The 23850-nt window shown below is 60.2% G+C and carries 24 protein-coding genes; 10 read left to right on the forward strand and 14 right to left on the reverse strand.

Going from position 1 to position 23850, the window contains the following annotated elements:
- The 5 genes from LZG00_10375 to LZG00_10395 all read right to left on the reverse strand — a co-directional run bounded on the left by LZG00_10375 (position 1) and on the right by LZG00_10395 (position 5030).
- Positions 1 to 441, reverse strand: coding sequence for a universal stress protein (locus LZG00_10375; protein MCF3594406.1), 441 nt, complete (start codon positions 439 to 441; stop codon positions 1 to 3).
- A 20-nt stretch (positions 442 to 461) separates the two neighbouring features.
- Positions 462 to 1748 (reverse strand): TRAP transporter large permease, encoded by a 1287-nt coding sequence (locus tag LZG00_10380; GenBank protein MCF3594407.1) that lies wholly within the window; start codon positions 1746 to 1748, stop codon positions 462 to 464.
- Positions 1749 to 1751: 3 nt separating this feature from the next.
- On the reverse strand, positions 1752 to 2387 hold the full coding sequence (locus LZG00_10385; protein ID MCF3594408.1) for a TRAP transporter small permease: 636 nt from the start codon (positions 2385 to 2387) through the stop codon (positions 1752 to 1754).
- A 77-nt stretch (positions 2388 to 2464) separates the two neighbouring features.
- Complete coding sequence (dctP, locus tag LZG00_10390; protein ID MCF3594409.1) at positions 2465 to 3484, reverse strand: TRAP transporter substrate-binding protein DctP; 1020 nt, start codon at positions 3482 to 3484, stop codon at positions 2465 to 2467.
- 175 nt (positions 3485 to 3659) lie between these two features.
- Positions 3660 to 5030: a PLP-dependent aminotransferase family protein gene (locus LZG00_10395; GenBank protein ID MCF3594410.1), complete on the reverse strand. Its 1371-nt coding sequence runs from the start codon at positions 5028 to 5030 to the stop codon at positions 3660 to 3662.
- A gap of 73 nt (positions 5031 to 5103) precedes the next feature.
- Between LZG00_10395 and LZG00_10400 the strand changes: the two genes are divergently transcribed.
- The 3 genes from LZG00_10400 (at position 5104) to LZG00_10410 (ending at position 8648) form a co-directional block, all read left to right on the forward strand.
- The gene (locus LZG00_10400) at positions 5104 to 5586 is read left to right on the forward strand and encodes an Lrp/AsnC family transcriptional regulator (GenBank protein MCF3594411.1); all 483 of its coding nucleotides are present in this window, start codon (positions 5104 to 5106) and stop codon (positions 5584 to 5586) included.
- A gap of 139 nt (positions 5587 to 5725) precedes the next feature.
- Complete coding sequence (locus LZG00_10405) at positions 5726 to 7210, forward strand: NAD-dependent succinate-semialdehyde dehydrogenase (protein ID MCF3594412.1); 1485 nt, start codon at positions 5726 to 5728, stop codon at positions 7208 to 7210.
- 64 nt (positions 7211 to 7274) lie between these two features.
- On the forward strand, positions 7275 to 8648 hold the full coding sequence (locus LZG00_10410) for an aspartate aminotransferase family protein (GenBank protein ID MCF3594413.1): 1374 nt from the start codon (positions 7275 to 7277) through the stop codon (positions 8646 to 8648).
- Between the two features lie 226 nt (positions 8649 to 8874).
- Here the strand turns inward: LZG00_10410 and LZG00_10415 are convergent, their stop codons facing one another.
- The 7 genes from LZG00_10415 to LZG00_10445 all read right to left on the reverse strand — a co-directional run bounded on the left by LZG00_10415 (position 8875) and on the right by LZG00_10445 (position 15889).
- Positions 8875 to 10059 (reverse strand): formate dehydrogenase subunit gamma, encoded by a 1185-nt coding sequence (locus LZG00_10415; GenBank protein MCF3594414.1) that lies wholly within the window; start codon positions 10057 to 10059, stop codon positions 8875 to 8877.
- Between the two features lie 87 nt (positions 10060 to 10146).
- Positions 10147 to 10773, reverse strand: coding sequence for a formate dehydrogenase FDH3 subunit beta (gene fdh3B / locus LZG00_10420; protein ID MCF3594415.1), 627 nt, complete (start codon positions 10771 to 10773; stop codon positions 10147 to 10149).
- 13 nt (positions 10774 to 10786) lie between these two features.
- A complete protein-coding gene (locus LZG00_10425) occupies positions 10787 to 13789 on the reverse strand; it encodes a formate dehydrogenase subunit alpha (GenBank protein ID MCF3594416.1) in 3003 nt (1000 codons plus the stop codon).
- 85 nt (positions 13790 to 13874) lie between these two features.
- Complete coding sequence (locus LZG00_10430; protein ID MCF3594417.1) at positions 13875 to 14069, reverse strand: twin-arginine translocation pathway signal protein; 195 nt, start codon at positions 14067 to 14069, stop codon at positions 13875 to 13877.
- Between the two features lie 67 nt (positions 14070 to 14136).
- Entirely contained in the window at positions 14137 to 14745 is a 609-nt protein-coding gene (locus LZG00_10435) for a molecular chaperone TorD family protein (GenBank protein MCF3594418.1), read from the reverse strand.
- On the reverse strand, positions 14742 to 15353 hold the full coding sequence (locus LZG00_10440) for a DUF3306 domain-containing protein (GenBank protein ID MCF3594419.1): 612 nt from the start codon (positions 15351 to 15353) through the stop codon (positions 14742 to 14744). Before LZG00_10440 ends, LZG00_10435 begins: the two co-directional genes overlap by 4 nt.
- Positions 15350 to 15889: a DUF3305 domain-containing protein gene (locus LZG00_10445; protein ID MCF3594420.1), complete on the reverse strand. Its 540-nt coding sequence runs from the start codon at positions 15887 to 15889 to the stop codon at positions 15350 to 15352. Before LZG00_10445 ends, LZG00_10440 begins: the two co-directional genes overlap by 4 nt.
- A 228-nt stretch (positions 15890 to 16117) precedes the next feature.
- On the opposite strand from LZG00_10445, the gene LZG00_10450 reads away from it, so the two are divergent.
- The 5 genes from LZG00_10450 to LZG00_10470 are packed head-to-tail and all read left to right on the forward strand — an operon-like array spanning position 16118 to position 20564.
- Positions 16118 to 18073, forward strand: coding sequence for a 4Fe-4S binding protein (locus LZG00_10450; GenBank protein MCF3594421.1), 1956 nt, complete (start codon positions 16118 to 16120; stop codon positions 18071 to 18073).
- A gap of 38 nt (positions 18074 to 18111) precedes the next feature.
- Positions 18112 to 18300, forward strand: coding sequence for a DUF6494 family protein (locus LZG00_10455; GenBank protein ID MCF3594422.1), 189 nt, complete (start codon positions 18112 to 18114; stop codon positions 18298 to 18300).
- Positions 18301 to 18307: 7 nt separating this feature from the next.
- Entirely contained in the window at positions 18308 to 19375 is a 1068-nt protein-coding gene (locus tag LZG00_10460; GenBank protein ID MCF3594423.1) for an Mrp/NBP35 family ATP-binding protein, read from the forward strand.
- Positions 19372 to 20076: a DUF4444 domain-containing protein gene (locus LZG00_10465; protein ID MCF3594424.1), complete on the forward strand. Its 705-nt coding sequence runs from the start codon at positions 19372 to 19374 to the stop codon at positions 20074 to 20076. The genes LZG00_10460 and LZG00_10465 overlap by 4 nt, the downstream gene beginning before the upstream one ends.
- Entirely contained in the window at positions 20073 to 20564 is a 492-nt protein-coding gene (locus tag LZG00_10470; GenBank protein ID MCF3594425.1) for a DUF6505 family protein, read from the forward strand. Before LZG00_10465 ends, LZG00_10470 begins: the two co-directional genes overlap by 4 nt.
- A gap of 3 nt (positions 20565 to 20567) precedes the next feature.
- On the opposite strand, the gene tsaA is transcribed toward LZG00_10470, so the two are convergent.
- Complete coding sequence (tsaA, locus tag LZG00_10475; GenBank protein MCF3594426.1) at positions 20568 to 21044, reverse strand: tRNA (N6-threonylcarbamoyladenosine(37)-N6)-methyltransferase TrmO; 477 nt, start codon at positions 21042 to 21044, stop codon at positions 20568 to 20570.
- A 29-nt stretch (positions 21045 to 21073) separates the two neighbouring features.
- Complete coding sequence (locus LZG00_10480) at positions 21074 to 22210, reverse strand: putative sulfate/molybdate transporter (protein ID MCF3594427.1); 1137 nt, start codon at positions 22208 to 22210, stop codon at positions 21074 to 21076.
- Positions 22211 to 22368: 158 nt separating this feature from the next.
- Between LZG00_10480 and LZG00_10485 the strand changes: the two genes are divergently transcribed.
- Positions 22369 to 23076: an ABC transporter permease gene (locus LZG00_10485; GenBank protein MCF3594428.1), complete on the forward strand. Its 708-nt coding sequence runs from the start codon at positions 22369 to 22371 to the stop codon at positions 23074 to 23076.
- Entirely contained in the window at positions 23069 to 23839 is a 771-nt protein-coding gene (locus LZG00_10490) for an ATP-binding cassette domain-containing protein (protein MCF3594429.1), read from the forward strand. The genes LZG00_10485 and LZG00_10490 overlap by 8 nt, the downstream gene beginning before the upstream one ends.
- The last annotated feature ends 11 nt before the right edge of the window (positions 23840 to 23850 follow it).

Genomic DNA, 23850 nt, shown 5'->3' on the forward strand with positions numbered 1-23850 from the left:
TCAGACAACAAGAACGGGGCATTTCGACAGCCCCGTAACCTTGTGCGACACGCTGCCCAGAAGATAGCCGTCACCGGACGATCCAAGCCCCCGGCTTCCCAGAATGATCAGATCAACCTCATGCTTGCCCGCAAATTCATGGATCGCCCGCGCCGGGCGACCCGAGCGCACAAACGCACGCACGCTCTCAACGCCCGCCTCGCGCAGCAACGTTTTGCCATGTTCGGCAATGCCGCTGGCATGTTCGCGCATCGCATCATCAATCCTCCCCGGATCACTGACGCGCACCATCGACAGCGACGCCTCCAGCATCGAATGGTGACGATAGACGGTCAGCAAACTGACTTTTGCACCCGTCAGCTTGGCCATTTGCGCGGCCTTGTCCAATGCGCGATCGGCATTTTTCGACCCGTCATAAGGCGCAAGAATATGGGTAAACATGCGGGGCTCCTCCCTGGGGGTCATTTGGCAAAGGCGAGATCGCGCAGGAACAAGGCAATCTGCGGAAAGAAGATCAACGCAACAGACACGCTGAGCAGCATGATGATGAAGGGCGGCGTGCCGCGAATGACCTCGATGTAGGGCCGTTTGAACACCGCAATGGCGGTGAAGATGTCACAGCCGAACGGCGGTGTAGCCGAACCAATGGCAACCTGAAGCGTGATCACCGTGCCCACCAGCACCGGATCAAGCCCAACCGCCTTCACCACCGGGGCAAAGATCGGGACAAAGACCAGAATGACCACGATCGGATCAACAAACATGCAGCCAATGAAGAACGCGATGGAGATGACGAACAGCACGCCAATCGGCCCCATCTGGTCAATCCCGATCCCGCCCAGAATGGCCTGCGGAATCTGCGCAAACGAGATCACCCAGGAAAACGCAGCCCCGGCAGCAACCAGAATGAACACCACCGCCGTGATCAACCCGGTCGATTTCGCCGTGTCATAAAGCCCGCGCAGATCAAGCGAACGGAACACAATCAGCTCCAGAAAAATCGCATAAAGCACACAGGCCGCCGCCGCCTCGGTCGGAGAAAAGATACCGCCATAGATGCCCCCGATGATGATCGCCGGAAACCCCAAGGGCCAGAGCGCCTGTTGCACCGCACGCGCCCGCGCGCCCCATGTCGCCTTTTCCTCGGTGGGCACGTCGTTGCGGATCGCGTAAATTACCGAATAGATCGAAAACAGCAGCAGGATGAGCAAGCCCGGCCCGATCCCGGCGATGAACAGTTCGGCAATCGAGGTGTTGGAGACAACACCATAGATGATCATGCCAATCGAGGGCGGGATCAAAAAGGCGATGTCCGAAGAGTTAACGATCAGCGCGAGCACGAAACTGTCCTTATACCCCGCCTTCAGCATCCGTGGCCTGAGCGGCGAGCCGATCGCCACAACAGTCGCCTGGGTCGAGCCCGAAACCGCGCCGAACATGGTGCAGGCCGAAGCCGTCGAAATCGCCAGCCCGCCCTTGATGTGGCCCATGAAAGCCATGACCATGTCAATCAAGCGCCCCGCCGATTGCCCGCGCGTCATGATATCGGCGGCAAAGATGAACATCGGCACCGCAATCAAAGACGCGGGGCGAATGCCCGCCATCATCTGCTGCACCATGGTTTCAAGCTGCCCAAACCCGCCAAACAGCGAATAGAACCCGACAAACGCCCCCGCAATCAGCGGAATCATCATCGGAAAACCCAGAAGCAGCAAAACGATCATCAGGGAAAAGATTGTGATGGCCATGGTTCAGACCTCCATCTCATTGTCGTCATAGCCTTCCAGAACATTGGTCGAGAGATAGATATCCTTTTCGATCATGTTCTTGATGGCAGTCAGAAGGTATTGCAGCCCGGTCATGAAAAAGCCGACCGGCACCCAGACCAATGTGATCCAGACCGGAATTTGCAGCGAAGGCAGAACCCGCCCCCGCCCCGCCTGTGTCAGGATGTATTGCAGCGAATACCACGCCAGCCCCAGCATAAAGACCGCCGTGACCAGCGAAATCACGATCATCAGCGGCTTGCGCAGACTGCTGGGAAGCGCGTCAAAAATCGCCGACATGCGGATATGTCGCCCATGGCGCGCAGCATAGGAAATCCCGGCAAAAGTGATCATGATGATCAGAATCCGGTTCAGCTCCTCCGAGAAAAAGATCGAACTCTGAAACACGAACCGCCCGATGACATTGGCGCTGGTATTGGCCGCCATCAACAAGACGCCCACTGCCAGCATCAGCGATTCAATCTTGCCAACCCAGGTGTCGATTGTTCCCAGAAACCCCGGCAGACTGGATTCATAAACCTCCAGAGGCGCGTCATCCGTGCCGGTGGTGTCTGTCTGCGATTGTAATTGCGAGCCGTGTTTTTCGTCTGTCACCGGCATGATCCCGTCAAAATTGATATTGAACGAAAGCGAAAAGCCCCCCGACAAATCCGCGCCGGGGGGCCTTTGAAATGTTGTTATTTCTTGACCGCGTCGAGATCGGCCTTGAATTGATCCAGCAACGCCTTGCCGCTATCACCCGTCATCTCGATGAATGTCGCTTCGACCTGCGCGGCGGCATCCTTGAACGGCTGGCGTTCTTCTTCGCTCAGCGTGGTGATGGTATAGTCAGGCTTGGCTTCCATGATACCCGCAATCGCTTCCTCGGTCTGACCATTCTGGTATTCGAGGATGTATTCAAAGGCGACATTGATCGCATCACCGACCACCTTCTTGTCCTCGTCAGACAGACCCGCATAGAAGTCCTGATTGGCCATCACAGCGGTCGTGAAGTTGTTGTGACCGATATAGGTCATGTGATCGCTGACCTCATAAAGCTTGTTGGACAGGATATAGAAGGTTGGATTTTCCTGACCCTGAATGATCCCTGTCTGGAGCGCGCCATACACCTCACCCCAAGGCAGCGGCGTCGGCGTCGCGCCAAACGCCTTGTAGCTTTCGACCAGCAACGGGTTGGTCATCACGCGCATCTTGACCTCGTTGAAGTCTTCTGGCGATCTCACCGGTTCGCGCGTGGTGATCGCTACATCGCCCTCCGGGAACATGGTCAAAAGTTCCAGACCCTGCTTGGCATAAAGCTCGGGAAACATCTCGGTGATTGCCTTCGAGCTGCGGAAGAACTCAAAAAGCTCCTCGTCATCCTGCGGCAGAAGGTAGGGCACGAAAAAGACCTGTGCTTCGGGAATCAGCGCGCCGGTAAAGCCCGGAGACTGGTCCACGAACTGCAAGATCCCGGCCTGGGTCTGCTCCATGATATCGGCAGATTCGCCAAGCGTGCCATAGGGAAACAACTGGATCTCGTGGTCGGAATTGGCCTCGACCTCCGCCTTGAACTTCTGGGCGAACTTGCCCTGCACCTCGTCCATCGCCTCTTCAAAGGCATAGCGCCAGGTGTCGGCCTGCACGCTGTTCACGCCCGCGAGCGTGGTCGCAGCAGCAAGGAGGCTCCCTGCCAGAACGTTTTTGTAAACAGCCATCATTCTCCCTTTCTTTCATTCACTTTTGCCCAAGGCACACGGCCAGAAGCCACAGCACTTGGATTGTCCTGATTGAGGGATCATTGAAAGGCAGAGCAATCATGTCAATGTGATTATTGAACCATGACAATTACACCGCGCCTATTCAGACCTTTCGACACGGCCCGGCCGCGGCCTAACCCTGTATTTCGCGAGTCACCCGCTCGACAATGCGCAATCCTCGGGCGAAATCCGGGAATGATTGCCCGCCAAGCGCGACCCTGAAACCGGTATGCAGATAGTGCGGACCAATCGAAAAGCTCCCTCCGGGCGCCACGGCAACACCTTCACGCCGCGCCGCCTCGACCAGCGCGCGCTCCTCTTGCGCATCCCGACTTCTGATCCAGACATGCAATCCGTTCGGGCTGGTGCGATAGTCCAACCCGTCGAGCACCCGCATCGCAAAATCCTGTCGGTCCCCCAACGCCAACCGCTGACGCAGCAGCAGCTTTTCCGCAGTCCCATCCGCCAGCCAACGATCGGCAATTTCCGTCATCAGGCTGGTCGCCATCCAACTGGTCACAAGATGCCGGTTCGCCGCCGCCGAACCCAGGTGATCCGGCACCACCAGATACCCCACCCGCAACCCAGGCATCAGGCATTTTGTCAGGCTGGTAAAGAACAGGGTTCGCTCCGGCGCAAGCGCTGCCATGGGGCGCGGCGGGGCATCCTGAAGCGGCCCCCAGGCGTGATTTTCAATGATTTGAAGATCATATCTGCGGGCAACATCGGCGATTTCCTCGCGCCGCGTCTCCGTCATGGTAAACGCGAGAGGATTCTCTCCGCTTGGCATGATATAAAGGGCGCGCACGCTTTGCGAGCGACAGATATCTTCTAACGCCTGCGGGCACATTCCCCCTTCATCGACACGCACCCCCTGCAACCGCAACCCCAGAAAGCGTGCCAAGGGGCGCAGGGTGTGATGACCGATCTCTTCGCTCACGATCAGATCGCCAGGCTGCGCCGCCGTCATCATCGCCACCGTCATCGCGCTGGTGCTGCCGTTAGTCGGTATGACGACAATCTCATCCAGATCCAGCCCGCACAGCGCAAGCCATCGTTTCAGCGGTTCCTGCTCGGCTCCAAAACCGTGATTGGGCCGAAATGCCTCTAGCACCGAGCGTGGCACCGACCGCGCCATCGTGCGTAACACCCCTTGCAGCGCTTCTTCATGGGCATGGTCGATCACCGGCTTGAGGATCGACATGTCCAGAAGCGTGCGTGCCGTCTTGCGGGTGACAAACGGCATCCTCATATCCTCATGGGACGCCCGCACAAAGGTACCGCGCCCGACCTCACCCACGATCTTGCCGGCCTCGCTCAACTTGTCATAAGCACGGCTGACGGTCTGCACACTGAGATCGAGATCAAAGGCAAGCTGGCGCTGTGTCGGCAAGCGGTCCCCCGGCTTCAGGTGTCCATTGAGAATCGCCGTCTCTATCGCCTGAATCAGCGAACGATACGCAGGGCGTTTCAAGGTGTCGGGTTTTGGCGGCCAATTTGTCATGGTTTGCACCCTGTCCAAAATCAAGACAATTGACAAGCCCACGCGCCCCGCGCATCACTGCGCCATGAGCTTTCTGAAACTCGATAAACGCGACATCGCAATCCTTCAGGTGCTGTCCACCGAAGGGCGGCTCTCCAAAACCGCTTTGGCCGAACGCGTCAATCTGGGGACCAGCGCCTGCGGCGAACGTCTGGCGCGGCTGGAAGACGGCGGCGTCATCTCCGGCTACCGCACCGAGGTCGCGTTGCGCCGTCTCGCGCCGCACGTCACGGTGTTCGTGCTGGCTGAACTCGCCAGCCATCAGGCCGCCGCCTTTCAGGTCTTCGAGGCCGCAATCGAGAGGCATGACGAGATCACCGGCTGCTGGGCCTTGGGTGGCGGCTATGACTACCTGCTTCAGGTGATCACCCGCGACATCGACAGCTATCAGCGACTTATCGATGTATTGCTGGGCGAACGGGTCGGCTTGGCGCGCTACTTCACCTATGTCGTGACCAAGCCGGTCAAGTCCACACCTCCCCCCTTTGCGCTGCTGCACCCGGCCACTGGCGACTAAGACCGCAGATCTTGCCACCAAACGGGCCGCAACAGCGCAAAACGACCCAACATTTCCCACAGATTCCGCCGTTCCTGCGCCGCCGCATCGCTACCCTGCCGGTAAATCCAGCGATCAGACCACACAGGACACGTCACAAATGAGCAAATTGATCCCGCCCCCCGCCACCGGCCTGCCCGTTCTTGAACACCCCGAACTCGCGCGCAGCTTTGCCTATGTCGACGGGTGCTGGGTATCCGGGCACGAAAACGCCACCCTCACGGTCACCGATCCGGCAACAGGCGCCACTCTGAGCGAAATTGCCCGCCTGAATGGCGATGACAGCCGCCGCGCCGTCGATGCTGCCCACGCGGCGTGGAGCAAATGGGCCGCCCTGCTGCCGCAGGAACGCTCCAGCTTGCTGCGCCGTTGGTTCGACCTGATGATCGAGCACCGCGAGGATCTGGCCCGCATCATGACCGCCGAACAGGGCAAGCCGATCTCGGAATCGCGCGGCGAAATCGATTACGGCGCCGCCTTCCTTGAGTATTACGCCGAAGAGGCCCGCCGCCCGAACATCGAAGGCATTACCTCGCATCTGCCCGATGCCGAGGTCGAGCTTTGGCGCGAACCCGTCGGCGTCGCCGCCCTGATCACGCCATGGAATTTCCCCTCCGCCATGTTGACGCGCAAGGCAGGCGCCGCTCTGGCCGCAGGCTGCACCGTGGTCGCACATCCCTCATCCGAAACCCCTTTCTCCGCGCTGGCCCTGGCCGAATTGGCCGAGCGCGCCGGGCTGCCGGCGGGTGTGTTCAACGTGGTGACCGGCAATGCGCCCGAAGTGGTCGGCGCATGGATGGAAGATTCCCGCGTGCGCGCGGTGTCCTTCACCGGCTCCACCGAAATCGGCCGCCTGCTCTATTCCCAGAGCGCCGATACGATCAAGCGGCTGATACTCGAACTCGGCGGCCACGCACCCTTTCTGGTGTTCGCGGATGCTGATCTCGGCCGCGCCGTGGACGAGGCGATCAAGGCCAAATTTGCCACCTCCGGGCAGGATTGCCTTGGTGCCAACCGCTTCCTTGTGGCCCGCGATGTATACGACTCCTTCTGCACCCGCTTTGCCGAGGCGACAAAAGCCCTCACCATCGGCCCCGGCAACACCGACCCCGATATCGGCCCGCTGATGAACGAACGTGCCGTGGCCAAACAGGAAGAACACGTCGCCGACGCGCTGGCACGTGGCGCAAAACTGCTTTGCGGTGGAAAACGCGACCCCGCCGGGCCGCTGTTCTTTCAACCAACGGTGCTCGCCGACGTGCCGTCCGACGCCAGGATCATGCACGAGGAAACCTTCGGCCCCGTCGCCGCCATCGCCGCTTTTGACACCGAAGACGAGGCGATCATGCGCGCCAACGACACCGAATACGGGCTGGTCGCCTACCTGCACACCCAGGATCCACGCCGCATCTATCGCGCCAGCCGCGCGTTGCGTTTCGGCATGGTCGCGGTAAATCGCACCAAAGTAACCGGCGCCCCGATCCCCTTTGGCGGCATGAAACAGTCAGGCCTCGGGCGCGAAGGGTCGCGGCTGGGACTTGAGGCTTTCACCGAGGTCAAATACGTCTGTCGTGATTGGGCCTGACGCACAAATTGAAAATACGGATTGAAAAATTGGCGGGGAAACACGCCAGACGAAAGGAAAGACGATGCTGAAAAACGATATGCTGGAACAATGGGACCGCGAGAATTTCTTTCACCCCTCGACCCATCTTGCGCAACATGCGCGCGGCGACACCCCCACCCGCGTCATCAAGACGGCCCAAGGCTGTCACATCACAGACCGCGAAGGCAACCGCTCGCTCGATGCCTTCGCCGGGCTCTATTGCGTCAATGTCGGTTATGGGCGCAGCGAAATCGCCGAAGCCATCGCCGCGCAGGCGCATGAGTTGGCCTATTACCACGCTTACGTCGGCCATGGCACCGAAGCGTCAATCACCCTCTCCAAGATGATCCTTGATCGCGCGCCCAAGGGCATGAGCAAGGTCTATTTCGGGCAATCCGGCTCGGACGCGAACGAGACCAACATCAAGCTGATCTGGTATTACAACAACATCCTTGGTCGCCCCGAAAAGAAGAAGATCATCAGCCGTTGGCGTGGCTATCACGGCTCGGGCCTGATGACCGGCTCGCTCACCGGACTTGAGCTGTTTCACAAGAAATTCGATCTGCCGCTGGCACAGGTCGTCCACACCGAGGCGCCCTATTATTACCGCCGCCCCGATCAGGACATGTCCGAAGAAGCCTTCACCGCCCATCTTGTCGGCGAGTTGGAAGCCCTGATCGAACGCGAAGGCGCTGATACCATCGCCGCCTTCATCGGCGAGCCGGTTCTGGGCACTGGTGGCATCGTTCCACCCCCCGCCGGGTATTGGGCCGCTATCCAGGAGGTGCTTGATCGCCATGACATTCTTCTGGTCGCAGATGAGGTGGTCACAGGGTTCGGTCGTCTCGGCTCGATGTTTGGCTCGGATCACTACGGCATGCGCCCCGATCTTATCACCATCGCCAAGGGACTGACCTCAGCCTATGCGCCGCTCTCGGGCTCCATCGTGGGCGACAGGATGTGGAAAGTGCTGGAACAGGGCACAGATGAGAACGGCCCCATCGGCCACGGCTGGACCTATTCGGCCCACCCGATCGGTGCCGCAGCCGGTATCGCCAATCTTAAACTGCTGGATGATCTCAAGCTGATCGACAACGCCCGCGATGTCGGCGCCTATCTCAACACCCAGATGCAGGCCGCCGTTGGCGATCACCCGAATGTCGGCGAAGTGCGCGGTGAAGGCATGCTCTGCGCCGTGGAGCTGGTCGAAAACCGCGACACTCGGCAATTCTTCGATCCCGCACGCAAGGTCGGACCGGCAATCTCTGCCGATATGGCAAAGCAAGGCGTCATAGCGCGCGCCATGCCCCAAGGCGATATCATCGGCTATGCGCCGCCGTTCTGCCTGACCCGCGAGGAAGCTGATACAATTGTCGGCGCAACACTCAACGCCCTGAACAGCGTTCTCGGCGCCTGATCACTGCCGTGACCTCTAAAACGTTTCGAGACAAACCAGACTCACGGGTTTGTCTCGAAACGCCCACGAAATTGAACCATGGCGCGGCATGTCTGCTTAGTCGATCCGCACATTTCCCTTGGAAACCGTAGTGCCTCCGGCCGAAAAATCGTTGTGCACCAGGATCCAGTTGGCACCGTAAGTAATCACCACCAACGCTATCATTGCTATCAGGAACGCTTTCATTTTACGCTTCCTTGCCCTGCTGGATTTCGGTTTCCCGCACTTCATCAACCCAGAGACTATGGTGTTCGCGCGCCCATTGCTCCTCAACTTCGCCACTGCCCATGGCATCAAAAGCCCCCTCCATACCAATCGAGCCGATATAGATATGGGCAAAGATGATAGCCGTCAGCACCAGACTGACAATTGCGTGCCAGAGCTGCGCGTATTGCATTTCTTCTTGTGGCGACAGCGGAAGCGTCACCGGCTCGAACCCGAACCAGCCCGGCACGCCCCATTCATTCAACATCTCAAATGTCGCTCCGAACATGTTGAACTCAAACGGAAATAACAGGGAAATTCCCGACGCCGCGATCGACCCGCCCAGAACGATTACCGACCAGAAGATCAATTTCTGTCCTGCATTGAACTTCTTGGCCGCAGGATGGCCGCCGCCGACAATACCGCCCCCTTTCGCGATCCAGTTCAGATCAGTGCGATCCGGCAGATTGTGAACCACCCAGACGATAAAGATGATCACAAGCGCCACAATGAATGCCCAGGAGATGTTGTTATGCACCCATTTGGTTGCAATCGCGACACTTGAAAACGCTTCATGTCCGAACGCCGGGATCAGAACTTTACGCCCGAAAAGTGATATCAGACCGGTCACCCCGAGGATAAGAAAAGACCCCGCCAAAAGCCAATGGCCAAAACGCTCCAATCCGGTGAAACGGGTGATCGTGCGACCGGTTTTCTGACCTTCAATACGAATGCGCCCTCGGATCAGATAGAACGCGGCAAGCAGCAGCAACGTCCCCCCCAGCAGAGCCGCCCCATAGGTCAGCAACGGACCTTCACGAAACTTCAGCCACCACATGCCGCCCGACTGAATAAGCACCGCTGACGCTGGCCCGCGCGATTGGGTCGACGCATCCGCCAGATCATAGCGCAGCGCGCGCCACAGATCCGGGTCCGATTGTCCACCGAGCGTGCCAAGCTGTCCCGTTGGATCTGCGGCAGCCGCAGGGTCGCCCGTAACAGAGCGGCGGAAAGTATCATCTACCTTCTGCTCGGCCTGACGGCGCATGATATCGTCAAGCGTCTGCGCCCCGCCCGTTTCAGCACGCGGATTGTCCACCGCCTGTTGCGCCAAAGCCGGGGTCACAAAACCACAAACAAGCACGAAAACAGCTAAGAGACGAAGCATCTGAGCGATCCTAACTTATGTCGCAAAAGACGGGCGGCCCAGCAAAGGCCGCCCGCTCGATTTGGTAAAGGACGGGCGGGTGTTGGCCTATCCGCCGCTTCCCAATCGCACTCCTGATCCAGACTGATCCTTCTTGCCATAGGCGGTTCCCCAACCCCAGGCCCCCGCACCAAAGCCACGCGCAACAATGCGTTCGCGATAGATACTGGAAACGGTGTCGCCATCACCCGCCAGAAGCGCTTTGGTGGAACACATCTCGGCACAGATCGGCAGCTTGCCCTCTGCAATCCGGTTGCGCCCGTATTTGGAAAACTCCGCAGGCGAATTGTTTTCCTCGGGGCCACCGGCGCAGAATGTGCATTTGTCCATCTTGCCCCGCGACCCGAAATTGCCCGCCTGCGGATATTGCGGCGCGCCGAACGGACACGCATAAAAGCAATAGCCGCACCCGATGCACAGGTCTTTGGAGTGCAGCACGATGCCATCTTCCGTCTGATAGAAGCAATCCACCGGACAAACCGCCATACAAGGTGCATCCGAGCAATGCATGCACGCCACCGAGATCGAGCGTTCACCCGGTTTGCCGTCGTTGATTGTCACGACCTTGCGACGGTTGATGCCCCACGGCACCTCATGTTCGTTCTTACATGCGGTGACACAGGCGTTGCACTCGATGCAGCGTTCAGCGTCGCAGAGAAACTTTGCTCTAGCCATGATCTTTCTCCTCTTATGCTGTCCAGATTTTGCAGAGAGTCGCTTTGGTCTCCTGCATCTGGGTTACGCTGTCATAGCCATAGGTTTGCGCCAGGTTGGTCGATTCCCCCAAAACATAGGGGTCCGCCCCTTCGGGATAATTCTCGCGCAGGTCCCTGCCCTCGAAATGCCCGCCAAAGTGGAACGGCATAAAGGCCACGCCCTCACCGACCCGGTCGGTCACCATGGCCATCACCTTGACCTTGGCGCCCTCCGCGCCCTCGACCCAGACCTGTTCACCGTCACGAACACCAAGGTTATTGGCGTCGCGCAGGTTGATCTCGACGAACATGTCCTGCTGCAATTCCGCCAACCATGGGTTCGAGCGGGTTTCCTCGCCCCCGCCCTCATATTCGACCATGCGGCCAGATGTCAGGATCATCGGATAGTCCTTCGAGAAATCCTTCTCCTGGATCGAGCGATACATCGTCGGAACACGCCAGAACTTCTTGTCCTCATAGGTCGGATAATCGGCCACAAGGTCACGACGGTTGGAATAGATCGGTTCGCGATGCAGCGGAACCGGATCCGGGAAGGTCCAGACCACGGTGCGCGCCTTGGCGTTGCCGAATGGCGCACAGCCATGTTTGATGGCAACCCGCTGGATACCGCCCGACAGGTCGGTCTTCCAATTCACACCGCCCGTCTTCTTGTCGTAATCCGATGGGATTTCCCCCTGCTGCGATGTTTCTCCCACCTCTTCGCTGGCGTTCGATCCACCGTCATCCGCAGGCTCGGCCATCAGGGGGGCGCCATCGGGGAAGCCCGCCACACGGTCTATGCTGGCTTTCTCCTCATCGGTCAGATCGCCGTCCCAGCCCAGATCACGCAGCATCTGCATGGTGAACTCCGGGTATCCGTCCTTGATCTCGGACCCGGCGGAGTAGACCCCTTCCGCCAGAAGGTTTTCGCCGTTGCGCTCCACGCCAAACCGGGCGCGGAAGGTCAGCCCGCCTTCGGCCACCGGGATCGACATGTCATAAAGCACCGGCGTGCCGGGATGGTTCATCTCGGGCGTGCCCCAGCACGGCCACGGCATGCCATAGACATCACCATCCGCAGGCCCGCCAACGGCGCGCAGCGTGGTCTTGTCAAAGGTGTGCTGATTGGCCATGTGCATCTTCATGCGCTCAGGGCTCTGGCCAGTATAGCCGATGGTCCACATGCCGCGGTTGAACTCGCGGGTGATGTCCTCAACGTTCGGCTCACCCCCCTCGTCAATCGCGATGTTGCGGAACAAACGGTCATGGAAGCCGAACTTTTCGGCAAATTTCGCCATGATCGTATGATCGGGAAGCGATTCAAACACCGGCTCAATCGTCTTCTCGCGCCATTGCAGTGAGCGGTTGGAAGCCGTGACCGAACCACGGGTTTCGAACTGCGTGCAAGCCGGCAGCAGGTAAACACCGTCAGTGCGGTCCTGCATGACCGCCGTAACGGTCGGATAAGGATCAATAACCACCAGCATGTCGAGCCGCTCCATCGCGGTCTTCATCTCCTTCATGCGGGTTTGCGAGTTCGGCGCATGGCCCCAAAACACCATCGCACGGGTGTTGTCGGGCTGGTCAAGGTTGGCCTTGTCCTCCAGAACCCCGTCGATCCAGCGGCTCACCGGAATACCGGTCAGGTTCATCATCTTGGTATCGCCAAAGCTCGCGTCCGAGAACCGCCCCTTAAGCCAGTCGAGATCCTCTTCCCAAACACGCGCCCAATGCGCCCACGAGCCTGCCGACAGCCCATAGTACCCCGGCAATGTATCGGCCAGAACCCCGAGGTCTGTTGCACCTTGCACGTTGTCGTGACCGCGGAAAATATTGGCCCCGCCGCCTTGGCGACCGATGTTGCCAAGCGCAAGTTGCAACACGCAATAGGCCCGGGTGTTGTTGTTACCGTTACTGTGCTGCGTGCCACCCATGCACCAGATCAAGGTGCCGGGGCGGTTGTTGGCCAAAGTACGCGCCACTCGTTCAAGCTGCGCTCCGGGGGTTCCGGTCACACGCTCGGTCTCTTCCGGGGTCCAGCGTTTCACCTCATTGCGGATTTCATCCATCCCCCAGGTGCGGGTGCGCATATAATCCTTGTCTTCCCAGCCATTCTCGAAAATGTGCCACAGAATACCCCAGATCAGCGCCACATCCGAACCGGGCCGGAAACGCACATATTCATCGGCATGTGCCGCCGTGCGGGTAAAGCGCGGATCGCACACGATCAGCGGCGCGTTGTTTTCCTCTTTCGCCTTGAGCAGATGCACCATCGAAACAGGATGCGCCTCGGCCGGGTTCGAGCCGATCAGGAACATCGCCTTGGAATTATGGATGTCATTATAGCTGTTGGTCATGGCGCCGTAGCCCCATGTATTCGCCACACCCGCCACCGTGGTCGAATGGCAAATCCGCGCCTGGTGGTCGACGTTGTTGGTGCCCCAATAGGCGGCAAACTTGCGGATCAGATAAGACTGTTCGTTGCTGTGCTTGGCGCTGCCCAGCCAATATACCGAATCCGGCCCGCTTTCGTCGCGGATCTTCATCATGCCATCACCGATCTCGTTGATCGCCTGATCCCAGCTGATGCGAACCCACTCGCCATTCTGCTTTTTCATCGGGTATTTCAGACGGCGCTCACCATGCGCGTGCTCACGCACCGCAGCCCCCTTGGCGCAATGTGCCCCAAGGTTGAACGGGCTGTCAAAGCCGGGCTCCTGCCCGATCCAGACGCCATTGTCGAGCTCGGCAATCACCGTGCAACCGACCGAACAATGCGTGCAGACGGTTTTCCTGGTCTCGATTGCGCGCTCTGCGGCGGTCTGTGCCGTGGCGCGCGAAACAGTCCCGCCAGTTGCGGCAACAGCGGCCAACCCGCCAATCGCCAAACCCGAGCCGCGCAAGAACGTGCGCCGGTCAACAGAACCCGTAGCGGCAGGCGTAACAGACGATCTTGCCGTCCGGCGCGCACTGCCATTTGTCTTTTTCCTGAGCATGGTTTTCTCCCTACTTCTGCGCTGTCGCAGTCTTGGTAGCACTCAATTCCCCCTGCCCTAAATTTCCCCGGCAGGTTGCATTGATCTAGAAGCGCGCACTTTCAAAATAGGCGCGCGTATGTTGCGTATCCTGCATCACCTCGGATGAAAGATCGGCCTCAACCGGCGTGTTTTGCGCTGCGGCAGTTGATCCTGTGGCAACAGCCACAACACCCGGCACCGCCGTGCCGGCAATCTTCAGGAAATTCCGTCGGGTTGTGCCCTTTTTCGTATCTGCCATTCTAGATCCTCCCTTTTCCCTGTCTTCTTGTCATGGTGGCCTTGACCACCGATCAATCGGCACGATGTCAGCTTGCCATCATGCGAAATGCTTCCTGTTCGATCGCCAGGAACTCGGACCCTACGGCCCCGAGAGAGGCATAAAGAACCGACGTCTTGGCCCCTTGCAGATCCGAAAAGAAATGGCCCGCCCATGGGCCTATATGTTTGCTGAAAAATTCTTTTTGCCGCGCCAGCGGTGCAACATCACCAAAACGCCCGACAATCATGCCCCCCATCATCTCCATCAGTGAGGCAATATTGTCTTCCGGCTCAAACGTGTTTTCAGCCCGCGTTATTCCCAAAGCCGCCATATCCGCACGCAGATTTGCCAGCGGTTTCTCATTCAGAAATCCGGTCATGTAATAACTGGCATAAGGCAATAATTCGCCCCGCCCCAACCCGATGAACAGCGCGTGATACTCGGTGCTTGCCGGTTTGGGCCGGGTGACTTTTGCAACCCGCGCCAAGCCCGCAATCGCGCTCCCCAAAGGGGATGCATCCCCGGTCAACCCGGCCGTCTGCGCCAACAGCAATTCATCCGGCGGCCCCGAAAGCATGAGCCCGAGATAGTTATAGAGATCCGCACGCAGACGGTCCTCTTCGGCAATCTCGGAATGTGCTTGTGCCACGGTCATGCGTTGTTCCCGTCAAAGTGAAAAACCATCCTGCGCGGCCTGCTGAAATCCGGCTCTTGGCGCGCGGGTTCCTGATCTCCTGCCATTTCGCGCTCGGACTCGTCTGTCTCGTCGCTTTCTTCGCCTGCCAAGAGGCAAGCATCATCATCCTTGGCCAAATTTTCTTCTTTGTCGAGTGACCTTAGGTCATCTTCCGCCATTTCATCCTGACGCGCCATCTCCAGCACATGTTCCAGAAGGCCCTTGCCAACCTGATAACTCGTCTTGATTGGCGCATTGCCATAGCTGCCACTCAGGTAATCATCGTCATAATCATTCAGCCCATCGACACAGGCCAGCACCGGGTTGCTGCGCCACAGCTTGCGCAGCGCTCGTTTGCGGATGTGTTCGGGAACGGCTTTGGCCATAAACGCTGCAAAATCATCGCCCTGCACCAGAGTTTCAGGATCAGGCAGGCCCAGTTCCTCTAGAACCTCCTCATCGCTTTTTTCGGCCAAAGCCTGCTGTTGAAGTGCCTCCTGCGCGGCCTGTTCCGCTGCGGCTTGTGCCTCTTCCTCGGCCCTGACGGCGGCGCGACGACGATCCCAGAACGAAGCTTCGCGGGTCATTTCAGCCCCTCCCTGTTCCGGCCCGGCGCGCGATACACATCGCTGTCCTGCGAGATGCGCGGATCGCCAATTCCATCCTCGACTTCATCCAGACTCATCTCTCTGCGCTTACGTTTGACGAATGCCTGTGCCTCGTGGTGCTGTGTCACGAAGTCGCCAACCCAGGCTTGCATGCCTGCGGGCATGGCCACCTTCTCGACCATCACCTCCCCCGAGTCGCAATAGTCCTGCCCCTCATAAGGCGACGCCGTAACCAGCGTCACCTTCCACGGGGTCTCTGGCAATGTGTCATCAGGGCTCAGAACCACATAAACCGACGGCTCAACCGTCTGCAATTCATGCACATAAGCTTCTGTGTCGGAAACGTAGAGTTGCAGAGGCACGGTTGCCGCGTGAAAGTCCGTCACCTCGCCTTCGCGGCGCATGACCGACCAGTTCGCAGGCCCCGCACCGGGCAATATCGCAACCGCCCGCCATGCCCATTTTGCCCATCGCGTCACCCCCGGAGTTTTCCGAATCACTACGCCAATCGGGATGGTTCGGGAGTTTGGAAAGACAAAAGACAAGCTGGCACCTGCTGGCAGAGTCAAATCTGAGGACACCTTTATATGCATTGAGCATACACATTTTGTAAAACTTTCAAAGAGGCTATCGGCTAATATCGTTTTTTATGGCGCGCTAATTGGAAATGATCGCCAAAAGCCAGAGGATCAGCTTTCATCTGGAGAAGTTCCGTCCTACCTTCACATCAATAGGGGGGCGGCATGAAAACAACTCTGTTGATTTGTAATTGTCTCGACACTCAGACCATTGACGACGCTGCTTTGGGCGCGGCAACCGGCTTTGAATGTTCGCGAATGCACACCGATCTCTGCAACTCCCAGATCGACCTCGCCGCCAAGGCAATGGGCAAAGGCAAGGTGATGATCGCCTGCCAGCAGGAAGCCTCACGGTTCAGCGACCTTGCCGACGACATCGGCGCGCCCATGCCCGATTTCGTCGATCTGCGCGACCGCGCAGGCTGGAGCGCCGACAAAGCCGACACCAGCGCAAAAATGGCCGCCCTGGTCGCTGACGCCGCATTGGCCCAGCCATTGCCCAAAACCCTTGATGTCATTTCGGAAGGTATCTGCCTGATCATCGGCGCGCCCGAGGTGGCGTTTGCCGCTGCCGAAAAACTCGCGGATATCCTTGCGGTGACGGTGCTTGTGCGCGACGCCACGGACATGCCGATCACCGGCCGCTTTGATACCTGCGTCGGACGGTTGCACCGTGCAAGCGGCACGTTTGGCCAATTCAACATCTCGATTGACGCGTTTCAGCAGGTCATGCCCGGCGGGCGCGGCACGCCAACCCTCAGCCCGCCGCGCGATGGCGCGCAATCCGAATGTGACCTGATTCTCGATCTCACGGGCGATACCCCCCTCTTTCCCGCCCCCGACAAACGCGATGGATACCTGCGCGCCGACCCGGCCAGCCTGACCGCCGTGGCCGACGCCATCCTTAGCGCCAGCCAGATGATCGGCACCTTCGAAAAAGCGCTCCATATCCGTCTGGAAACATCGCTCTGCGCCCATTCGCGCGCCGAGCAACCCGCCTGTTCCAATTGCCTGAACGTCTGCCCGACCGGCGCAATCATCCCCGCGGGCGAACATGTGATCATCGATCCGCTGATCTGCGCGGGCTGTGGTGCCTGCTCGGCCGTCTGCCCGTCCGGCGCAATCAGTTATGACGCCCCCCCGGTCGAGCATGTGTTCCGCCGCATCTCCACGCTGGCCTCCACCTATCGCAAGGCCGGTGGTCAGGCGGGCACGCTTCTGGTGCATGACGCCCACGGCAGCGAAATGATCCGCCTCGCCGCACGGTTCGGCAATGGCCTGCCTGCGCATGTGATCCCGCTGGAAATCGACGCTCTGGCGATGTTCGGTCATACCGAAATGCTGGCGGCTCTGGCCTGCGGTTTTGTCGGCGTGGATATCCTGCTCGCCCCCAAAACCGACCACGACGTGATCGAGGCGCAAAGCGAACTCGCCGCCGCCATGGGTGCGGGCAATGGCGTGGCCTTGCTTGATTTCGCCGACCCCGATGCGCTCTCCGATCACCTGTTCAGCCGCGAAATGCCGCCCGAACCGACCATCACCCCGATCCTGCCACAAGGCTCGCGCCGCCAGATCACCCGTCTCGCCGCCAAGGCCTTGATGCCCGAGGCTGCGGTGATGCCCCTGCCCGACCACGCGCCTTATGGCGCGGTGCTCGTCGATACAGATGCCTGCACGCTCTGCCTCGCCTGTGTCTCTCTCTGCCCCTCCGGCGCTCTGGTCGACAACCCCGACATGCCTCAGCTGCGCTTCAAGGAAGACGCCTGCCTGCAATGCGGTCTCTGCGCCAATGTCTGCCCCGAAGACGCGATCACCCTGCAACCACAACTCGACCTGACCGATGCGGCCCTGACGCAGGTCGTGCTGAACGAGGAAGAACCCTTCGCCTGCGTCGAATGCGGCACCCTCTTTGGCGTCAAATCCACGGTTGAACGGATCATGGAGAAACTCGCCGGAAACCACGCGATGTTCGCCAATCCCACCGCCGCACGAATGATCCAAATGTGTGACAATTGCCGCGTTCAGGCGCAGTTTCACTCACAAGACAACCCTTTCACAGGCCCCGAACGCCCGCGTGTGCGCACAACGGACGATTATCTGTCCAAGCGCAACGACCACTAGATAAGACAGACACCCCCCATCAAGAAACGGAGACCAAGATGAGCGAAGATTTCAACATGTCGATGCGCAAATTCCTCAAGCAGGTCGGTGTGACCTCGCAACAGGCCATCGAAGAAGCGTTCCGCACCGCCGAGGGCACCGAAGGCAAACAATTCGAGGCCCGCATGGTGCTGACCGTCGATGGCGTCGATCTCGAACATGTCGTGACCGGCACGATCAAGGGCTGATCCTGACATGACGCTTCGTCGCGAAGACGTTCTGGGCGTGCTGAAAACACTGACCGACCCGGTCAGCGGCACATCGCTGCTCGACACCGGCATGGTCAAGGCGCTTACCGTAGAAGACGGCGCAGTGCGCTTTGTGCTGGAGGTGAGCGGCAACCACACCGCTGCCTACACGGCCCTCAAGGACGAGGCCGAGACCAAGATCAAGGCCCTGCCCGGCGTCGAGAAACTGGCCATCGTGATGACGGCGCACAGCGCGCCTTCTGCTCCGCCCGATCTCAAGATGGGCCGCCCGGCAGAGCCCAAGGGGCCGCAAAAAGTGCCCGGGATCGACCGCATCATCGCTGTGGCCTCGGGCAAGGGCGGCGTCGGAAAATCCACCGTCTCGGCCAACCTCGCCTGCGCGCTGGCCGCCGAAGGGCGGCGCGTCGGGCTGCTTGATGCCGATGTCTACGGGCCCTCGCAACCGCGCATGCTGGGCGTGTCGGGGCGGCCCTCCTCGCCCGATGGCAAGACAATCCTGCCGATGCGCAATTTCGGCGTCACCATGATGTCGATCGGCCTGATGACCAATGATGATCAGGCCGTCGTCTGGCGTGGCCCGATGCTGATGGGGGCCTTGCAACAGATGCTCACCCAGGTGCAATGGGGCGCGCTCGACGTGTTGATCGTCGATTTGCCACCCGGCACCGGCGACGTGCAAATGACGCTGGCCCAAAAGGCCCAGCTTGAAGGCGCAATCATCGTTTCCACCCCCCAGGACATGGCGCTTCTGGACGCCCGCAAGGGGATCGACATGTTCAAGCAACTTGGCACCCCGATCCTCGGGATGATCGAAAACATGTCGACCCATGTCTGCTCGAAATGCGGCAACGTCGAACATATCTTCGGTTATGGCGGGGTGGCCGCCGAAGCTGCCAAGCTCGGTGTGCCGCTGCTGGCGGAAATCCCGCTGCATTTTGATATCCGCGTGGCGTCGGATGGCGGCGCGCCCATCGTGGTGTCCAAGCCCGACAGCCCGCAGGCGGCGGGCTTTCGCGCCGTGGCACAACAACTGATCGCCCTTGGCCACGCATGACCCAGCCGGTATTTCCCCCGCTGTTTTACGCTCTGAATGCGGACGGTGCCGACCCATTCACGCTGGCCTGTGAACAGGCGATGGCCGTCTGCGACGCCGGGTTGGTCACCTACGATCTCGCGCCCGACCGGCTGCGCGCGGCGGTGGTCTTCGCCCCCGAACTGCCCCTGCGCGAGGCCGCCTGCATGTTGCCCCTCTGTGGCGTCGGCTTCCAAAACGCCTTGGGCGCACTTGCCCCGCCCGAAGTGGCGGTGCATCTCGGCTGGAGCGGCAAGATATTCCTCAACGACGGCCATTGCGGCGATCTTAAAATCGCCGCCTCCGGCAACGATCCTGAAACCGTCCCGGACTGGCTGGTGATCGGCCTGTCGCTCGTACTCTGGCCGCCCTCCGAAGACACCGGCCTCACGCCCGACCTCACCGCGCTCTATGCCGAAGGCTGCGGCGACGTCGATCCCGTAACCCTGCTTGAAGCCTGGGTGCGCCACACGCTGGTCGAACTCAACGCCTTCAGCGATGACGGCCCTGCGCGACTGCACCGCAACTGGCTTGGCCTCGCCCACGGGCTGAATCGCGAAATCACGATTGCGGGACAGCACGGAACCTTCCTCGGGATCGACGAAAACCTCGGCCTGCTGTTGAAAACCGATGGCAAATCCCGTCTGATCCCGCTCACCACCCTGCTGACGGAGCCCGCATGAAACTTGCCCGCGCAATCCATTTCGATGAAAGCGACACCCGCGTTTTCCACAATCCTGCCCGAACCGGCGAATGGTGCATCTCCGGCGGGTTCGAGTTTTCCAACTGGAGCGACGCCGATCTGACCGGCAAGGCCCGGCAGGCCTTTGCCAACGGCTGGATGGGGTGTGAAACCTTTGGCCGTGTCACCTTTGTCGCCATCACCCAGATTGAACTCTCCGAATTCGAGACGCTGGCCGACCACCTGGCACAGCATTTTGTCGACATCTACGGCGCCCCCTCGCCCGAAGCTGCCCGCAACGTCGCGCTGGAGGAACTGTCACAAATGGCTGACCTGTGCGATGAACATGACGCCAACACCCTGCTGACCGTTGCGCGCGAGCTGACCGACGTGGGCGTGCGCGAAACTTATCGCACAATCGAAGCGCAGGCCGCAGGGCTTGATCAATTCGCGATCCACGGGTCGCTGGACGACCCGCATCAGCACTGAGGTTTACGCCGGCCCTTTTCCCTTGGGCGAAAACGCACAGCGCTCGGGCTTGAGATCAATCAACGGCGTGCCGTCCAGACAATCCAGCCCCCGCACCCTCAGCTTCATCCCGTCGATCCCCTCAAGACGCACCCGCGACAGGCCAATCGGGTTTGGCCGCTGCGGCGATCGCAACGCGAACGTCCCAAAGGTCTTGCCCTTGGTCCCCGGATTCTGCACCACCAGATCACGCCGCGACCGATCCAACCAATACAGCAGATCGACATACTCATACGCCTCCAACCCCGCAAGCGCAGGCCCCCAGGGCTCGAACAACTCGACCGTGCAAACCGGCCCGTCCGGCGCGCCCTGTCTCGGGCATTCGGCGCGCGTGCTCCATGGCGTATGGATTCGCCCGATAAAGCGAAGCTGCGCATCGCTGGCCTCTGGCAGATCAACGCAAACCTCATGTTCGCGAACCTCAGATGTGTTGGTTGTCATGGCGGTGTCTTCCCTCGACTGTCCCTCATCTACCCCAGTGTATCAGCCGCGCCGCGCCGTTGCCTGCGGCGAATTTGCACCCGCACCGCCTCGGCCATCAGCCCCGCAATTAATCCCGCGCCCGCCCCGAACGCAAAAGTCACCCCAGCCGCGACCCCGATAACCGGGCGGCAATCGGCACGCGCGTCAAACATCCGTCGGCTCAGTATCAGATCCGCCGCCGCATAGAGCAAAAGCGCGCCGACCACCGGCATCGGGATCATCGCCAACCAGCCAATCACCTGCGGCCCGGCCAACGCCCCCGCGCCGCAAAGCGCCGCCATGACCAGAGGCGCGCCAACCCCGCGCGCGCCAAAACGGTGGTGCGCCGTGATGCCCCCGGCACCGTGACACATCGGCAAGGCTCCAAAAGGCACGAACACCAGATTGAGCAGCCCGCTCGTCGCCGCCAGTTTGCGCTCGCTGACCCGCGCCGCGCGCGCAGGAAAGAGCGAACGCGCCACCGCCGCCGCCACAACAACCGCGTTAAGAAGCGTCAGCGGAAGCTGCGCCACAATCCCTGACGTCACCGCCCGCACCGACGCCCCCACCTCGGGCGTAACCACGGCCGAGGCAACAGCGACAGGATCGCCCGCGGGCACCAATACAACCGCCCCGCCAACCACAATCAAGGCCCAAGGCCCCCGCCCCCAGATCAACGACAGGGCCAGAACCGCCAACGCAGGAAGGGCAATCGCCCACTGCCCGCCCATCAATTCAACCGCAACAACGCCCAGCACCAGCCCCAATCCCGCCTGCAGGCCGGTCACAACCGATTGCGGAATCGCACGCGCCGCCGCGCCAAGCCGCGCACTCGCGGCAAATGCCAGCAAGAACCCGCCGATGATCGCACCGGTCCACGCAACCTCGGGCGCGCTCAGACTTCCGGCGATGATCAGAGCGCCCACCGCCTTCATCGGCTGCACCGCAACCGGACACCGATAGACCAAAGCCACCAGAGCATAGCCCGCCGCGAAAGCCGCAAAAACCGGCGTCGGCGCCAGAATACCCGCGCCGGTGATGGCGATAACATAGGGCAGGAACGTGCCCAGATCCCCAAGCGCGCCGGAAAACTCTGCACTCAAGGTGCAAAGCCTGTCGCGGATACCGGGGTTTGTCTGGGTCATCTTCGGGTCCATCCGCTGCCCTTGGTGTCATGCGCTTTGCCGACAGAATACCGCGATACCCGGCCATAACCAGCCGTATCATTTCAAAATTCTCTTAATCCCTATGGATTATCATGCCTTATTGTGCAAAATTTCCCTTACTTGGGAGGAAATGCATAATGGAGAGCTTTTCAGCTATCCTGATCGAGGCGATTGGGCTGATCCTGTCTTGGGATTCGGATGTCATCGAGATCATCATGCTGTCTTTGCGCGTGACCCTGACGGCGGTCGCCGCAGCCTGCCTGATCGGGCTTCCCCTGGGTGCCATCGTTGGCGCGTTCCGATTTCCCATGCGCACCGGCGTGATCGTGGCGATGAACACGCTGATGGGCCTGCCGCCAGTGGTGGTTGGCCTCTTGGTCTATCTCATGCTGTCCGCGTCCGGACCGATGGGCGTGCTTGGTCTGCTCTATACCCCCACCGCAATGATCATAGCCCAGACTATTCTGGTGACACCCATCGTCGCCGCCCTGACCCGTCAGGTGATCGAAGACCTCAACAGCGAATATTCCGAACAGTTCGCCTCGCTTGGCGTCGGCCCACTTGATCGCGTGCTCGCCCTGCTTTGGGACGCGCGCTATAGCCTGCTGACGGTGGCGCTGGCCGGGTTTGGCCGCGCCGTGGCAGAAGTGGGCGCGGTGATCATCGTCGGCGGCAACATCAACCATGTCACCCGCGTCATGACCACCACGATCGCGCTCGAAACCTCCAAGGGCAATCTTCAACTGGCGCTGGCGCTGGGCCTCATCCTGTTGGCAATCGCGGTGTTCGTGAATGGCCTTTTGATGGCCATCCGCGGCACAGCGGCACGGGCGGCCTATGTCTGAGGCACTTGTTGACATAAACGCGCACAGCGCTGTCAATCCATCCCCCTTGCTGTCTGCACAGGGCCTGTGTTTTGACGCGGGCGGGCGGCGTCTGATCAACAACGTCGATCTCAACATCACACCCGGCCACTCAACCGTCATCATGGGCGCCAACGGCAGTGGCAAAAGCCTTTTGTTGCGGCTGCTGCACGGCCTGCTCGATCCGACCGCCGGCGAGGTTCTGTGGCGCGGCCAGCCGCTCGATCGCGCGGCAAGGCAAGAACAGGCGATGGTCTTTCAACGCCCCGTCATGCTGCGCCGCTCGGTCGCTGCCAACCTGCGGTTCGCCCTTTCGGTGCGCGGGGTGCGCGGCGCAAAACGCAAAGCCCGCGAAGCCGAAACAATCGCCCTTGCCCGTCTCGATGATCTCAAAGACCGCCCTGCCCGCGTGCTGTCCGGCGGCGAGCAGCAACGCCTTGCCATGGCACGCGCCATGATCTGCGCGCCGCGCCTGTTGTTCCTTGATGAACCCACGGCAAGCCTCGATCCCGCCTCGACCCTCGCCATCGAACAGTTGATCCAAGACGCCCGCACAAGCGGCGCAACGATCATCCTCGTGACCCATGACGCGGGCCAGGCCCGCAGGCTGGGCGATGATCTGATCTTTCTGCACGGCGGGCGCGTCGCCGAAACCGGCCCTGTCGCACATGTCCTCGACACCCCGAAATCCGAAGCCGCACAAGCCTGGCTGAGCGGTCGCCTTTTCGTTCCAAACACACGCTAAAAAGGAGTATC

The sequence above is a fragment of the Rhodobacteraceae bacterium LMO-JJ12 genome, from assembly GCA_021555075.1.
GTDB lineage: Bacteria > Pseudomonadota > Alphaproteobacteria > Rhodobacterales > Rhodobacteraceae > JAKGBX01.